The organism is Erythrobacter sp. (genome assembly GCF_024305245.1).
In the GTDB taxonomy this organism is placed as follows: Bacteria; Pseudomonadota; Alphaproteobacteria; order Sphingomonadales; family Sphingomonadaceae; genus Erythrobacter.
The window spans coordinates 469,189-482,076 of record NZ_JAMWYX010000001.1; the positions used below are offsets into that span (position 1 = coordinate 469,189).

The window sequence follows — 12,888 nt, forward strand, 5'->3', positions numbered from 1 at the left end:
CAGGAGAAAGCCACCCGGCAACGGATTGATTGAAAAATATGGCCGACAAGGAAGACGCCCCGCTGATCGATCTCAACGAGGCTTCGATCAAGAAGCTGATCAGCAAGGCGAAGAAGCGCGGCTATGTCACCTATGACGAGCTCAACGAAGCGCTGCCTTCGGGCGAGATGAGTCCCGACCAGATCGAGGACATCCAGACCGCCTTGTCCGAAATGGGCGTCCAGATCGTCGAGAACGACGAGGAAGCCGAAGCCGAGAGCGACGAGGACGGCGAACGCGTCGAGCCGCTCGTCGCCGAGGATGACGACGAGGACGAAGAGGACGACGAGAAGAAAGGCCCGAGCAAGGATGCCCGCGCCGGCAACAAGAAGCTCGTCACCGGCGAACGCACCGACGATCCGGTGCGGATGTACCTGCGCGAGATGGGCGCCGTCGAACTGCTGAGCCGCGAAGGCGAAATTGCCATCGCGAAGCGGATCGAGGCGGGCCGAGACATGATGATCATGGGGCTTTGTGAAAGCCCGATCACCTTCCACGCCATCATTCACTGGTCCGAAGCGTTGAACAACGGCGACATGCAGCTGCGCGAGATTCTCGATCTCGACGCAATGCTGTCGAAGGAGCCGCCGGCCGACAAGATGGCCGAAGGCGCCGAGGATGACGACGACGACGGCGAAATTTCCGAAGCAACCGCCGGCCCGACGATCCGCGAGGACGATGAGGTCAAGGACGAGCCCGAAGCGGATGATGATGACGAGGATGGCGAAGGCCAGCCCAAGCGCGAAGAGGAAGAGGAGGAAGACAACACCCTCTCCCTCGCGCAGATGGAAGCCGCGCTGAAGCCTGAAGCGCTCGAAACCTTTGCCCGCATCACCACACTTTTCCATGCGTTCGAAAAACTTCAGGGTGACCGGGTCGATACGCTGGCGGCGGGCAATGATTTTCCCGCTGCGAAGGAAAAGAAATACGAAGCGCTGCGTGAAGAACTGACCGCAGAGGTCGAAAGCGTGCAGTTCCACGCGACGAAGATCGAATTTCTGGTCGACAATCTTTACGCCTTCAATCGCCGCTTGACCACGCTGGGCGGCCAGATGCTGCGACTGGCCGAGCGTCACAAGATCAAGCGCATCGACTTTCTCGGCTCCTACCTCGGCAACGAAATGGACGACGCCTGGATCAAGGAACGCGCGAAGAAGGACAAGAAGTGGGCTGCCTTCGCCGAGCGCGAAGAAGCCGCGATCGAACGCATCCGTGCCGAAATCGCCGATATCGCCGCGCAGACCGGCATGAGCCTGACCGAATTCCGCCGCATCGTGAACATGGTGCAGAAGGGCGAGCGCGAGGCGCGCATCGCCAAGAAGGAAATGGTCGAGGCGAACCTGCGTCTAGTGATCTCCATTGCCAAGAAATACACCAACCGCGGCTTGCAATTCCTTGATCTTATTCAGGAAGGCAATATCGGCCTGATGAAGGCGGTCGACAAGTTCGAATACCGCCGCGGCTACAAGTTCAGCACTTACGCAACGTGGTGGATCCGGCAGGCTATCACCCGCAGTATCGCCGATCAGGCGCGCACCATCCGTATTCCGGTGCACATGATCGAGACGATCAACAAGCTGGTGCGGACTTCCCGCCAGTTCCTGCACGAGGAAGGCCGCGAGCCGACCCCGGAAGAAATGGCGCAGCGCCTCTCCATGCCGCTCGAAAAAGTGCGCAAGGTGATGAAAATCGCCAAGGAGCCGATCTCCCTCGAAACGCCGATCGGCGACGAGGAAGACAGCCATCTGGGCGATTTCATCGAGGACAAGAACGCAATCATCCCGGTGGATGCCGCGATCCAGGCGAACCTCAAGGAAACCGTCACCCGCGTGCTGGCGTCCCTCACCCCGCGTGAAGAGCGCGTGCTGCGGATGCGCTTCGGCATCGGGATGAACACCGACCACACACTGGAAGAAGTCGGCCAGCAGTTCTCGGTGACGCGCGAACGTATCCGCCAGATCGAGGCCAAGGCGCTGCGCAAGCTCAAGCACCCGAGCCGGTCGCGGAAAATGCGGTCGTTTCTGGATCAGTAAGTCGCGAAAGGCCCCGCTTCGGCGGGGTTTTTCATGGGCGGTGTCGGAACGGCCATACCAACTGCCGCGCCCAGCCCTCCGGCGCGCGTTCTCCGGCCATGCCATAGCCGCTCGGCCAGCAGTCCTCCGGCATGTGATACGTCCCGAACCAGCGGTCGATCATCGGCAGGTGCACCGCGAAGTTCACATCGCGCGCCTCGGGCTCTGCCCCATGGTGCCAATGGTGGAAGCGAGGCATCGCCACCCACCGCTCGAGCCAGCGCACTCGCGGCGCGAAGTTCGCGTGGATGAACACCGCGTGGAAGCTTACCAGCGCCAGATAGGCGTAGACCGCGACAGGATCGAACCCCAGCATCACCAGTGGCAGCAGCACCAGCCCGCGCGTCATGATAACATCGACCAGATGCAGCCGCGATCCGGCGAGCCAATCCATGACCTCGACGCTATGGTGCACCTTGTGAAACCGCCACAGCAACGGGATGGCATGAAAGGCTCGGTGCACGCCATATTGCGCCAGATCCGCGACCAGCACCGCCAGCGCAAACTGCACCGCCAGCGGCAGGCTCTGCACCGCTGATTGCGCTGAAGGCAACGCCAGCACGCTTCCCAGCGCCACCGCAGGTGCCAGCACCGCGACGCTCATCACCTGCGCCAGCACGTGGCTGGCAAAGAAATACTGCGTGTCGGTCAGCCAGCCACGCCGGAATGCACCCTGACCGCGCCGCAGCGCAAAGCCCCGCTCCAGCGGCACGAAGATCGCGGCGGTGGTCAGCACGCCCAGCACGAACCAGTCGAGCCCGAGATAGACGGTGCTGGCACCGCCGCGCGGAATCTCCACCCCGCCCGCGCCCAAGGCCAAAGCCGCTCCCGCCAGAAACAGGCCCGCGATCCCCAGCGCCTTTCTGCGCCGCAACAGCATGGATAATCCCGCCAACGCCATCGCCGCCAGCAACCCGACATCGATCGCCAACCGCACCAACTCCAGCGGATAACGCGCGCGCAGTTCCGGCAGCGTCAGATATTGCGGGAAATGCAGGCACAGCACCGCAAACAGAGCCAGCAGCCCCAGCACGATGCCCATAACACCGCTGATCCAGCCCGTACCGAAATGGCGCGGCGCAGCGTCGGCAAAGACGCGGGCCAGCCATTGTTCGGCGGTCGGACGGGAAGCAGGATTGCTCATCGGACGGGCGGTAGCACGCTGCCTCTTTCGACGGCGTAAAGCAAAACCGGTGCTGACCGTCGAAAAGCCGATTCTACGGGGTGGAGAATCTCGCCCCCAGCGACTATGTCGAGCCAATGCGCATAGCAATTGCATCCGATCACGCCGCGACCGAGCTGAAGGCCGAACTGGCCGAATGGCTCATCGAAGAAGGCCATGACGTCGCTGATCTCGGCCCGGAGCCGGGGGTGAGCGTCGATTACCCCGATTATGGCTATCGCCTCGCGGAGATCATTGCCGAGGGTACCGTCGAATTCGGCGTTGCGCTGTGCGGTAGCGGCATCGGCATCTCGATCAGCGTCAATCGCCACCCCGAAGTGCGTTGCGCGCTGGTTTCCGAGCCGCTTTCCGCAGCCCTCGCGCGCGAACATAATGATGCGAATTGCATCGCAATGGGCGCGCGTCTCGTAGGAATCGAGATGGCCAAATCCTGCATCGCCACCTTTCTGGACACCGAATTCGCCGATGCCGGCGATCCTGCCGGGCGCCATCAGCGCCGGGTGGGCAAGCTCGGCAAGCCTCCGTTTCTGCCCGATCATATCGAGACCCACCAATGAGCACCGCCCCGATTGATTTCGCCACCCGCACCTCTGCCGCCCCGATGGACGGTTTCTGGAACGATGACCTGGCCCACGCCGATCCCGAAATCGCGGCGGCCGTCGGCAAGGAACTCGCCCGTCAGCGCGACAAGATCGAACTGATCGCAAGCGAGAACATCGCAAGCCGCGCCGTGCTCGAAGCGGCGGGCAGCGTGTTCACCAACAAGTATGCGGAAGGCTATCCCGGCAAACGGTATTATGGCGGCTGCGAATATGCCGATGTGGTAGAAACGCTGGCAATCGACCGCGCCAAGCAATTGTTCGGCTGCAACTTTGCCAATGTGCAGCCCAACAGCGGCAGCCAGATGAACCAGGCGGTGTTCCTCGCCCTGCTCAATCCGGGCGATACCTTCATGGGGCTCGATCTGAACTCCGGCGGGCACCTCACCCACGGATCGCCCGTCAATATGAGCGGCAAGTGGTTCAATGTCGTGTCATATGGCGTGAGCCGCGACACCGAAACCATCGACATGGACGAGGTCGCCGCCAAGGCGCGCGAAAGCAAGCCGAAGATCATCATCTGCGGCGGCACCGCATATTCGCGGTTGTGGGATTTCCCAGCGTTCCGCGCGATTGCCGACGAAGTGGGCGCGATTTTGCTGTGCGACATGAGCCACATTTCCGGCCTTGTCGCAGGCGGCGCGCACCCCTCGCCCTTCCCGCATTGCGACATCGTCACCTCGACCACGCACAAGTCGCTGCGCGGTCCGCGTTCGGGGATCATCCTGTGGAACGACGAGAAGTTCACCAAGCCCCTGAACATGGCGGTCTTCCCCGGCCTGCAGGGCGGCCCTCTGATGCACATCGTCGCAGCCAAGGCGGTGGCTTTCAAGGAAGCGCTCGATCCCTCGTTCAGCGAATACGCCCATCGCATCGTCGATAACGCCCGCGCGCTCGCCGCAAGCCTTGAGGAAAACGGGTTGCGCATCGTGAGCGGCGGCACCGATAACCATTCGATGCTGGTCGATCTCACCGCCAAGGACGTGACCGGCAAGGACGCCGAAAAGGGTCTCGATCGGGCATGGCTCACGTGCAACAAGAATGGCATCCCGTTCGACACCCGCTCGCCTTTCGTAACCAGCGGGATCCGGCTCGGCACGCCCGCCGGAACCACTCGCGGCTTCGGCCCCGAGGAGTTCCGCACCATCGGCAAACTCATTGCCGAAGTGGTTGACGGTCTTTCCAAAAACGGCCCCGAAGGCGATACGCAGGTCGAGGAAAGTGTGCGCGCACGGGTCGCTGAACTCTGCGCCGCCTTCCCCGTCTATCCCGGCCTGTAAGGAAGCAATGCAATGAACGATCAGGAACCCCGCCAGACACCCGACTGGGTCGAGGATGTGAAGGTCGAAGTCAGCGGCATGGCGAAGGAAGGGGTCAACCACCCCTCGACCGGGCCGGTGCTGACCGGCGCGGCAATTGGCGCTGTGGCGGGCTGGATCCTGCCGGTCATATCGCTGCCGGTCGGGCTGCTCGCCGGTGCGGGCTTTGCACTCTACCAGAGAATCAAGAAATAACCATCTGAATGCGTTGTCCCTTTTGCGCCCACGACGACACCCAGGTAAAAGACAGTCGCCCGACCGAGGACAATGCCTCGATCCGGCGGCGTCGCCAGTGTTCGTCCTGCGGGGCGCGCTTCACCACCTTCGAGCGCGTCCAACTGCGCGAGGTGGTGGTGGTCAAGTCCGGGTCCGATGGCGGGCCGGGACGGCGGGAACCGTTCGAACGGTCCAAACTCGAACAATCGGTCGCGCTTGCCTGCCGTAAACGGGCCATTGATCAGGAGCGGCTCGATCAGTTGATATCGGGCATTCAGCGTCAGGTCGAAACCTCGGGCGAGCCGGAGGTCCCCTCCTCCAGAATCGGCGAGATGGTGATGGATGGTCTGCGCCAGATCGATTCGGTGGCCTATATCCGGTTCGCCAGCGTCTACCGCGATTTCTCGGAAGCGCGCGACTTCGAAGAGTTTGCCAGCACCGTGCAGCAAGCGGCGAAAGAATAACCACAAAATGGCCGAAACCAACAAGCCGGTGATCGTGCTGGTGCGCCCGCAATTGGGCGAGAATATCGGCAAGGCAGCGCGGGCGATGCTGAATTTCGGGCTGACCGAGATGCGGCTGGTCGCCCCGCGCGATGGCTGGCCCAACCCCTCTGCCGGCCCGGCTGCGGCGGGCGCGGATATCGTGCTCGAACAGGCCAAAGTCTTCGAAACTACGGCCGAAGCCGTGGCCGACTGCGCCCATGTCCACGCCACCACGGTGCGCAAGCGCGGCGTTACCAAGCCGGTGATCGGCGCGGACGAAGCGGGGAGGATCGTCCACACGCTGGCCGGGCGCCATGCGATCATCTTCGGCCCCGAACGTTCCGGACTGGAAACCGAGGATGTGGCGCTGGCGCGCAATATCCTGACCGTGCCGATCAATCCCGAGTTCGCTTCGCTGAATCTCGCGCAGGCGGTGATTCTGGTGGCGTATGAATGGTCGCGGATCGGGCGAGAAATCGCGGATTCCGGCATGGTGCTGGTGCAGCCCACGGTTGAGGATGTGCTGCCCCCTGCCCCGCAGGAGGAGCTTGACGGGTTGATCGCGCATCTGGAAGCGATGCTGGAGCCGCGCGGCTATTTCCTGCCCGAGGGCCGCGCCGAAGCGACGCGCCGCACCTTGCGCGGGGTGCTGACGAAGCCGGGCTGGAACCATCTTGAGGTGCGCACCTTGCGCGGGGTTCTCACCACGATCCAACGCAATCGCCGCGACTGACGTCGTTCGTCGAATGCGGTTGGACTGGCGTTGGTCAGGCGGTACGTTGATCGCTTCCCCAGTCACAAATTCGTGAGATTTCAGATGATTTCGATGCGCCTCCCGCTTGCCCTCGCTTGCGCCCTGTTCGTTCTACCAGTTGCGACTGTGGCCAACGCCGCCGGACAGACAGCCGAGAAGCCCCCTGCCAGCGAGGAACCGGCCGAGCAGTCGGCTGATGAGGCTGCGGAGGACGCCGTGACCGAAGAAAAGCGCATCTGCCGCTACGTGAAGCTCGACACGTCGAGCCGCCGCAAGACCAAGGTCTGCCGCACGTCCGAGGAGTGGCGTGAGCTCAACAATCCGCGCTGATCGCCGTTTGCGCCGGGCCAATGCTTGACCTTGCGGCCCATCCTGCTATGCGCGCGCCTTCGCAATTGGCCCTGCACCCCGGTGAAGCAGTGGCCGCATCAGGCAAATCGGTCTGATGGTGCGATGCCGGGTTCAATGGTCAGGCTCAGTTCGATTGTCGGATTGGGGGATGATCCAGCAGATATGAAGGACACGACTTATGTCGAAGCGTAAAAGCGCCAAGTACAAGCTTGACCGCCGGATGGGCGAGAACATCTGGGGTCGCCCCAACTCCCCGGTGAACAAGCGTTCCTACGGCCCCGGCCAGCACGGCCAGCGTCGCAAGGGCAAGATGAGCGATTTCGGCCTGCAGCTTCGCGCCAAGCAGAAGCTCAAGGGCTATTACGGCGACGTCACCGAAAAGCAGTTCAAGCGCACCTATGCCGAAGCATCGCGCATGAAGGGCGATACCAGCCAGAACCTGATCGGCCTGCTCGAGCGGCGTTTGGACATGGTGGTCTACCGCGCCAAATTCGCGCCGACCATCTTCTCGGCCCGCCAGATCGTCAGCCACGGCCACATCTATGTGAACGGCGTGAAGTGCAACATCGCCTCGCGCCGGATCGATATCGGCGACGTCATCAGCCTCGGCAGCAAGGCCAAGGAAATGGCATTGGTGATCGAAGCCCAAGGCCTCGCCGAACGTGACATTCCCGATTACGTTGCGCCCGACGGCAACGAGAAGGTGCAGTTCACCCGCGTGCCGAAGCTCGACGAAGTGCCCTATCCGGTAACGATGGAACCGAATTTGGTGGTGGAGTTCTATTCGCGCTGATCTGATTTTTAGCGATGGACATACGAAAGGGCGGCCTTGCGGGGCCGCCCTTTTCTTTTGTGCCGCGCAATGCGATTGATTGGCTAGCGAAGGCTTGGGGGTGAACGGCGATGAATGTGCTGCTGATCGACGGACACCCTGACGAGCGGCGCTATTGCTCGTCCCTGATGGAAGAATACCGCGCCGCGCTTCCTGCACACGCCGAAGTCACGGCGGTGGCCTTGCGCGATCTGCGGTTCGATCCCAACCTCGCCCACGGCTACCGCCAGCGCACTGAATGGGAGCCTGATCTGCTCCGTCTGGCCGAGGAGCTGGATGCCTGCGATCACCTCGCGCTCGCCTTCCCGATGTGGTGGGGAGCGGAACCGGCGATGCTCAAAGGCTTGCTCGACCGGCTATTCCTGCCCGGATTCACCTTTGCCTATCACGATCAGGACACCTTCTGGGATCGCAACATGGCAGGGCGCTCTGCCGATGTGATCATCACCATGGACACGCCGCCATTCTTTCTGTGGCTTGTCTATGGGAATGCCGTGATCCGCCGCTGGAAGGGGCAGGTGCTGGGCTTTGTCGGCTTCAAGCCGGTGCGGATTCTGCCGCTGGGTCAGGTCAAGTTCGGCGGGGCGGAGAAGCATGCCGCGAAATGGACCGGCAAGATCAGGCGTTTGGCGCAAACCATCCGTCAGGCAGAACCGGCAAAAAAGGAACCCCGGTTGGGGCGATTCCTGAACCGCAAAAAAGCTTAGCCTTTTACCCGGTCCCACTCGCCGAATTCATACGCAATCGAGCCTTCGACGAGCCGTTCCCAGATGTCGCCGACGACATCGCCGGGAATGCCGTGCGCCTCTGCCTCGGCGACAGCCGCAGCGATCACGCTGGCCTTGCGCGCTTCGTCGCGCACTGCCCCGCGGCTCTGCTTGATGCGGGCGGCGGCACGCATATAGCCAAAGCGGGTCGCGAGCAGAGCGACCAGTTCACGATCGAGAGCATCGACTCCGACGCGCACTTCGGCCATCGTGGTGCAGTCCGCGGGGCTAAGGGGAATATCGTTCATCCTTGCCGCCCTAGGCGGTGAAAGGCGGATTTGTCGAGTGCCTTCGGGCTCCAGAGCGCCTTACCCGCCACGCCCCAGCGCCTCATCCAGAAAACGGCCGATGGTGGCGAGCATATCGGCGCGCGCCTTGCTGTCACCGAGGCCGTGCTGGAGGTCTTCGTATTCGTGGTAGATGACAGGCTTGCCCGCGTCCTTGAGCGCCTTTTCCATCGCGCGCGCATGGCGCACATCGACGTTGAGATCGCGGGTACCGTGGAACAGCGCGACCGGTGCGGCGAATTTTTCAGGATGACGGCGCGGGCTGCCTGCGTCCACATGCGGCCCCTGCCCGATGAAATCGCGCACCATACGATAGCTGGTATATCCCCGCTTGTCGTCTGCCAGATAGGCCAGATCCGTCACTGGGGCGATTGCCACCACAGCCTTGAACAGCGCGGGATCGAGCACCTGCGATTGAAGCGCGGCATAGCCGCCGTATGACCACCCGGCGATCGCCAGCTGGTCAGGCCGGGCAATCCCCTCGCTCACCAGCCAGCGCCCCGCATCGTTGACATCGCCGATTGCAACGTCCCACGCCTTGAACCCGTTGCGCCCGTACCAGTCGGCGCCATAACCCGATGATCCGCGGTAATTGGGCTGGAGCACGGCAAACCCGCGCGCGGTGAAGAACTGCACCAGCCAATCGAACCCCCATTCATCGCGCGCCGAGGGGCCGCCGTGCGGCATGACGATGGCGGGCAGGTTCTTGCCGTCGGAACCCGGCGGTAGCGTCAGATAGCCGGGGATCTGCGTGCCGTCCGCTGCCGGATAGGTGACCGGCCGCATCCGGCCCAGCTGCCGTTCGCCGATTTCGGCGCGCACCGGCAGGACCGGTTCGAGCGTGCGCTTGCCCTTGTCGAACAGATAGACCTGCCCCGGCTGGGTATCGCTCGACGCGATCAGCAGCAATTGCTGCTCGTCACTGCTCGATCCAACGATGTTGATCATCGGCTGATCGGGCAAAGCTTTGCCGAGATCGGTCGCCAGCTTGGCCAGTTCCGGACTGAAATAGGCAATCTGCCGCTTCTCCGTTGCGTAGCTTGCGCCAACCACCCGGCGTTGACGCCCGATCCGGATCAGCGCGTCGACATCGACATCATCGCGCGCCATCAGCAGGGTGCCCTTGCCGCTGCCATCGAGCGCGAATTCAGCGATCGCATCATAGCCGTCCATCTGGACAAACCCGACCGCAACGTTGCGTTTGCTGTTGACCGACAGAGGGGAAAACCACGGCACCGGCTCACCATCAAACGTGAGATTGTCGAGCGCCTCCCAGCCATTCTTGTCCGGCAAGCGATAGAAATAGTCGTACTCGCCGGTCAGCCGCCCATTTCCGTCAAAACGCGCCCGCACCTTGATCCGCACCTGTCCGGTCTCGTCGGCGACAAAGCGCTGCGCTGCGGGATCGGCGCGTTCGAGCGTGCGCCGCTTGCCGGACATCACGTCGACCAGATCGACACCCAGCCCGGCATCGCGACTGGCGATTCGCGTGCCCATGCCATTCTCCTCGACCCATTGGCGCGACATCAGGATCTGTCCCTGTTCGCCGCCAACGTCGAGCGCGAGCACATCCCCGCCCTGTTGCGCAAAGCCCATCGCCCGCGGCGACTCGCGCTTGCTCAACTCCTGAACATTGCCGCCGTCGCTATCGATGGCGAACAGTCGGTCGAACGGCAGCAGGAACCCGTCGCCGCCCTGCGCCATGGCCGACACCTGGCACACCAACCGCGTGTCATTTGCCCATTCGCACCAGTCGAGATCGGCGATTTTCTCCGAATTCACGATCACCCGCTTGATCTCGGCATCGCCTGCCAGATCGATGACGTTGAGCAATTCGGTGTGTTCCGGGCCTGCGGCAATGAAGGCGACTTTCGTGCCCGAAGGCGAGAGCGAGATGTCGAGCACGGTCTCGCGCGCGCCGAACACGGCGGCGGTTGCCTCGATATCGCTATCCTGCGCGGTGGCCGGAACAGATCCGACTATAGTGCTCGCAAGGCACAAAACTGCGCCCTTCGCCAACACGTTGGCGCTGCGTCCGAATTTCATGCTGGCTCCCCGATTGCAAGGCGGTCAGGCTAGCGCGTCCCGCCCGGCGATCAACCCCCTTGGCGCAAGTAATCGCGGCGGAAGCCGGCGGCGAAACCGGCGAAGGCTCCTGCCGCAATCGCATCGCGCATCGCCTGCATCAGCGCCTGATAGAAGCTGAGGTTATGCTCGGTCAGCAGCATCGCGCCCAGCATCTCGCCCGATTTGACGAGGTGGTGGATATAGGCGCGCGAATAGGTGGTGCAGACCGGACAGCCGCAGCGTTCGTCAAGCGGCCCGGTGTCCTCGGCAAAGCGCGCGTTGCGCAAGTTCAGCGGCCCGTTCCAGGTGAAGGCCTGCCCATTGCGGCCCGAACGGGTCGGCAACACGCAATCGAACATGTCGATCCCGCGTTCGACCGCGCCCACAAGGTCATCGGGCTTGCCCACGCCCATCAGGTATCGCGGGCGATCTTCGGGCAGCATGGTGGGCGCATAGTCGAGCACGCCGAACATCGCCTGCTGCCCTTCCCCCACGGCCAGCCCGCCGACGGCGTAGCCATCGAAGCCAATCGCAGTCAGCGCATCGGCGCTGATCCGCCGCAAGTCTTCATGCAGCGCGCCCTGCTGGATGCCGAACAAGGCGGCGCTCTCCGCGTGTTCTTCGCCCGCGTCGAAGCCATCGCGGCTACGCTTGGCCCAGCGCATCGACAGTTCCATGCTCTCAGCGATCTCGTCCTTGGGGCGGTCGGCGCGGGGACATTCATCGAAGGCCATCACGATGTCGGAGCCGAGCAGGCGCTGGATTTCCATCGATCGTTCCGGGGTGAGCATATGCTTCGAACCATCGAGATGACTGCGAAACTCCACCCCCTGCTCGGTCAGTTTGCGCAGCTCCGACAGGCTCATCACCTGATAGCCGCCAGAATCGGTCAGGATCGGGCGCTGCCAGTTCATGAACTTGTGCAAGCCGCCAAGCCGCGCCACCCGTTCCGCGCCCGGACGCAGCATCAGGTGATAGGTGTTGCCGAGGATGATATCGGCCCCGGTCGCGCGCACGCTTTCGGGCTTCATCGCCTTCACCGTCGCCGCCGTGCCGACGGGCATGAAGGCGGGCGTGCGGATTTCCCCGCGCTGCATCGCGATGGTGCCGGTGCGCGCCTTGCCATCGGTGGCATGGAGGGTGAACGAGAAGCGGGAGCCTGTCATCGGCCCGCGCGCTAGCGAGGCCGGGCGCTGCTGTCACCTCTAAAGCAAACGGGCTGCCCGGCGATAATGCCAGACAGCCCGTCTGTATTCGGTACTGGATCAGTCGATCAGAACTTGAAGCCGACGCCAACCGTTCCGCGCAGGGTGTCGAACGCGATGGTGTCGACATTGGCCCGCAAGACGACCGTATCCAGCGGAAGTTCGACGCCGGCGCCCACAAGGTAATCACCTTCGGTGGTATCCAGATCGAAATCGCTTTCGTCGAAGTCCGGAACGCCGATCACGTTGCCGGCATCAAGATCGACCCACTGATAGCCGCCGCGCGCATAGATCTTGGCACCGCCTTCGGTGCGGAAGCCAAGGCGGGCAGAGGCGCCATATTCGGCATCGATCGGGCCGCTGCCGAAGTGTGCGTTGCCTTCAACACCGGCAAACAGGTTTTCGCCGACCGGGAAATCGACCGCGGCAAAGCCACCATAGATTTCGCCGCTGTCGTCGATGTTGAGATCGTCGAACTCGCCATCGTCGGCGTCGAGGTCGCCCAGATCGAGACCGAGATCATGCAGACCGACCGATGCGCCGACCGTGATTTCCGGTTGGCCGTCATTGGACTGCGCGTGCGCTGCGGCCGGAAGTGCCATCGCGCCCATCGCTACGAGCGTGGTGATTGCGATTTTCCTCATGCGTTTATATCCTTGTTTTCTTGCCTGCCGCAGGGGGTGCGGCGGTAGGCAAGCCACTAGGATTCGGT

The 12,888-nt window shown here is 62.8% G+C and carries 14 protein-coding genes; 9 read left to right on the plus strand and 5 right to left on the minus strand.

The genetic code is table 11. The annotated features are described in order from the left end of the window. The first annotated feature begins 38 nt into the window (after nucleotides 1-38). The gene (rpoD, locus tag Q0L48_RS02330) at nucleotides 39-2,072 is read left to right on the plus strand and encodes an RNA polymerase sigma factor RpoD (RefSeq protein ID WP_296716746.1); all 2,034 of its coding nucleotides are present in this window, start codon (nucleotides 39-41) and stop codon (nucleotides 2,070-2,072) included. A 31-nt stretch (nucleotides 2,073-2,103) separates the two neighbouring features. Here rpoD and Q0L48_RS02335 read toward each other — a convergent pair whose 3' ends face one another. Next, nucleotides 2,104-3,255 (minus strand): sterol desaturase family protein, encoded by a 1,152-nt coding sequence (locus tag Q0L48_RS02335; RefSeq protein ID WP_296716748.1) that lies wholly within the window; start codon nucleotides 3,253-3,255, stop codon nucleotides 2,104-2,106. 116 nt (nucleotides 3,256-3,371) lie between these two features. Between Q0L48_RS02335 and Q0L48_RS02340 the strand changes: the two genes are divergently transcribed. The 8 genes from Q0L48_RS02340 (at nucleotide 3,372) to Q0L48_RS02375 (ending at nucleotide 8,557) form a co-directional block, all read left to right on the plus strand. Continuing rightward, nucleotides 3,372-3,851, plus strand: a complete 480-nt coding sequence (locus Q0L48_RS02340) for an RpiB/LacA/LacB family sugar-phosphate isomerase (RefSeq protein WP_296717106.1) — start codon at nucleotides 3,372-3,374, stop codon at nucleotides 3,849-3,851. Further along, entirely contained in the window at nucleotides 3,848-5,173 is a 1,326-nt protein-coding gene (gene glyA / locus Q0L48_RS02345) for a serine hydroxymethyltransferase (RefSeq protein WP_296716751.1), read from the plus strand. Before Q0L48_RS02340 ends, glyA begins: the two co-directional genes overlap by 4 nt. Before the next feature lie 12 nt (nucleotides 5,174-5,185). After that, entirely contained in the window at nucleotides 5,186-5,407 is a 222-nt protein-coding gene (locus Q0L48_RS02350) for a hypothetical protein (RefSeq protein ID WP_296716753.1), read from the plus strand. Nucleotides 5,408-5,415: 8 nt separating this feature from the next. After that, entirely contained in the window at nucleotides 5,416-5,892 is a 477-nt protein-coding gene (gene nrdR / locus Q0L48_RS02355; RefSeq protein ID WP_296716756.1) for a transcriptional regulator NrdR, read from the plus strand. Between the two features lie 7 nt (nucleotides 5,893-5,899). Next, nucleotides 5,900-6,646 (plus strand): RNA methyltransferase, encoded by a 747-nt coding sequence (locus Q0L48_RS02360; RefSeq protein WP_296716757.1) that lies wholly within the window; start codon nucleotides 5,900-5,902, stop codon nucleotides 6,644-6,646. 84 nt (nucleotides 6,647-6,730) lie between these two features. Further along, nucleotides 6,731-6,997, plus strand: a complete 267-nt coding sequence (locus Q0L48_RS02365; protein WP_296716764.1) for a hypothetical protein — start codon at nucleotides 6,731-6,733, stop codon at nucleotides 6,995-6,997. A gap of 199 nt (nucleotides 6,998-7,196) precedes the next feature. Next, nucleotides 7,197-7,811 carry a 30S ribosomal protein S4 gene (gene rpsD / locus Q0L48_RS02370; RefSeq protein ID WP_296716765.1) on the plus strand — a complete coding sequence of 205 codons (615 nt, stop codon included), beginning with the start codon at nucleotides 7,197-7,199 and terminating at the stop codon, nucleotides 7,809-7,811. Between the two features lie 110 nt (nucleotides 7,812-7,921). Next, the gene (locus Q0L48_RS02375) at nucleotides 7,922-8,557 is read left to right on the plus strand and encodes an NAD(P)H-dependent oxidoreductase (RefSeq protein WP_296716769.1); all 636 of its coding nucleotides are present in this window, start codon (nucleotides 7,922-7,924) and stop codon (nucleotides 8,555-8,557) included. Here the strand turns inward: Q0L48_RS02375 and Q0L48_RS02380 are convergent. The 4 genes from Q0L48_RS02380 to Q0L48_RS02395 all read right to left on the minus strand — a co-directional run bounded on the left by Q0L48_RS02380 (nucleotide 8,554) and on the right by Q0L48_RS02395 (nucleotide 12,820). Then, entirely contained in the window at nucleotides 8,554-8,865 is a 312-nt protein-coding gene (locus Q0L48_RS02380; RefSeq protein WP_296716770.1) for a chorismate mutase, read from the minus strand. The two genes, Q0L48_RS02375 and Q0L48_RS02380, sit on opposite strands and share 4 nt — an antisense overlap. Nucleotides 8,866-8,925: 60 nt before the next feature. Beyond that, entirely contained in the window at nucleotides 8,926-10,950 is a 2,025-nt protein-coding gene (locus Q0L48_RS02385) for a S9 family peptidase (RefSeq protein ID WP_296716771.1), read from the minus strand. Nucleotides 10,951-11,000: 50 nt separating this feature from the next. After that, entirely contained in the window at nucleotides 11,001-12,137 is a 1,137-nt protein-coding gene (gene tgt, locus Q0L48_RS02390; protein WP_296716772.1) for a tRNA guanosine(34) transglycosylase Tgt, read from the minus strand. 107 nt (nucleotides 12,138-12,244) lie between these two features. Continuing rightward, entirely contained in the window at nucleotides 12,245-12,820 is a 576-nt protein-coding gene (locus Q0L48_RS02395; protein ID WP_296716775.1) for a hypothetical protein, read from the minus strand. Nucleotides 12,821-12,888 lie beyond the last annotated feature (68 nt).

Bases quoted from the DNA above. Each gene is read 5' to 3' on its own strand.
- Q0L48_RS02335 (WP_296716748.1), bottom strand. From the start codon at position 3,255: ATGAGCAATCCTGCTTCCCGTCCGACCGCCGAACAATGGCTGGCCCGC.
- glyA (WP_296716751.1), top strand. From the start codon at position 3,848: ATGAGCACCGCCCCGATTGATTTCGCCACCCGCACCTCTGCCGCCCCG.
- rpoD (WP_296716746.1), top strand. From the start codon at position 39: ATGGCCGACAAGGAAGACGCCCCGCTGATCGATCTCAACGAGGCTTCG.
- Q0L48_RS02350 (WP_296716753.1), top strand. From the start codon at position 5,186: ATGAACGATCAGGAACCCCGCCAGACACCCGACTGGGTCGAGGATGTG.
- tgt (WP_296716772.1), bottom strand. From the start codon at position 12,137: ATGACAGGCTCCCGCTTCTCGTTCACCCTCCATGCCACCGATGGCAAG.
- Q0L48_RS02385 (WP_296716771.1), bottom strand. From the start codon at position 10,950: ATGAAATTCGGACGCAGCGCCAACGTGTTGGCGAAGGGCGCAGTTTTG.
- Q0L48_RS02360 (WP_296716757.1), top strand. From the start codon at position 5,900: ATGGCCGAAACCAACAAGCCGGTGATCGTGCTGGTGCGCCCGCAATTG.
- Q0L48_RS02340 (WP_296717106.1), top strand. From the start codon at position 3,372: ATGCGCATAGCAATTGCATCCGATCACGCCGCGACCGAGCTGAAGGCC.
- nrdR (WP_296716756.1), top strand. From the start codon at position 5,416: ATGCGTTGTCCCTTTTGCGCCCACGACGACACCCAGGTAAAAGACAGT.
- rpsD (WP_296716765.1), top strand. From the start codon at position 7,197: ATGTCGAAGCGTAAAAGCGCCAAGTACAAGCTTGACCGCCGGATGGGC.
- Q0L48_RS02375 (WP_296716769.1), top strand. From the start codon at position 7,922: ATGAATGTGCTGCTGATCGACGGACACCCTGACGAGCGGCGCTATTGC.
- Q0L48_RS02395 (WP_296716775.1), bottom strand. From the start codon at position 12,820: ATGAGGAAAATCGCAATCACCACGCTCGTAGCGATGGGCGCGATGGCA.
- Q0L48_RS02365 (WP_296716764.1), top strand. From the start codon at position 6,731: ATGATTTCGATGCGCCTCCCGCTTGCCCTCGCTTGCGCCCTGTTCGTT.
- Q0L48_RS02380 (WP_296716770.1), bottom strand. From the start codon at position 8,865: ATGAACGATATTCCCCTTAGCCCCGCGGACTGCACCACGATGGCCGAA.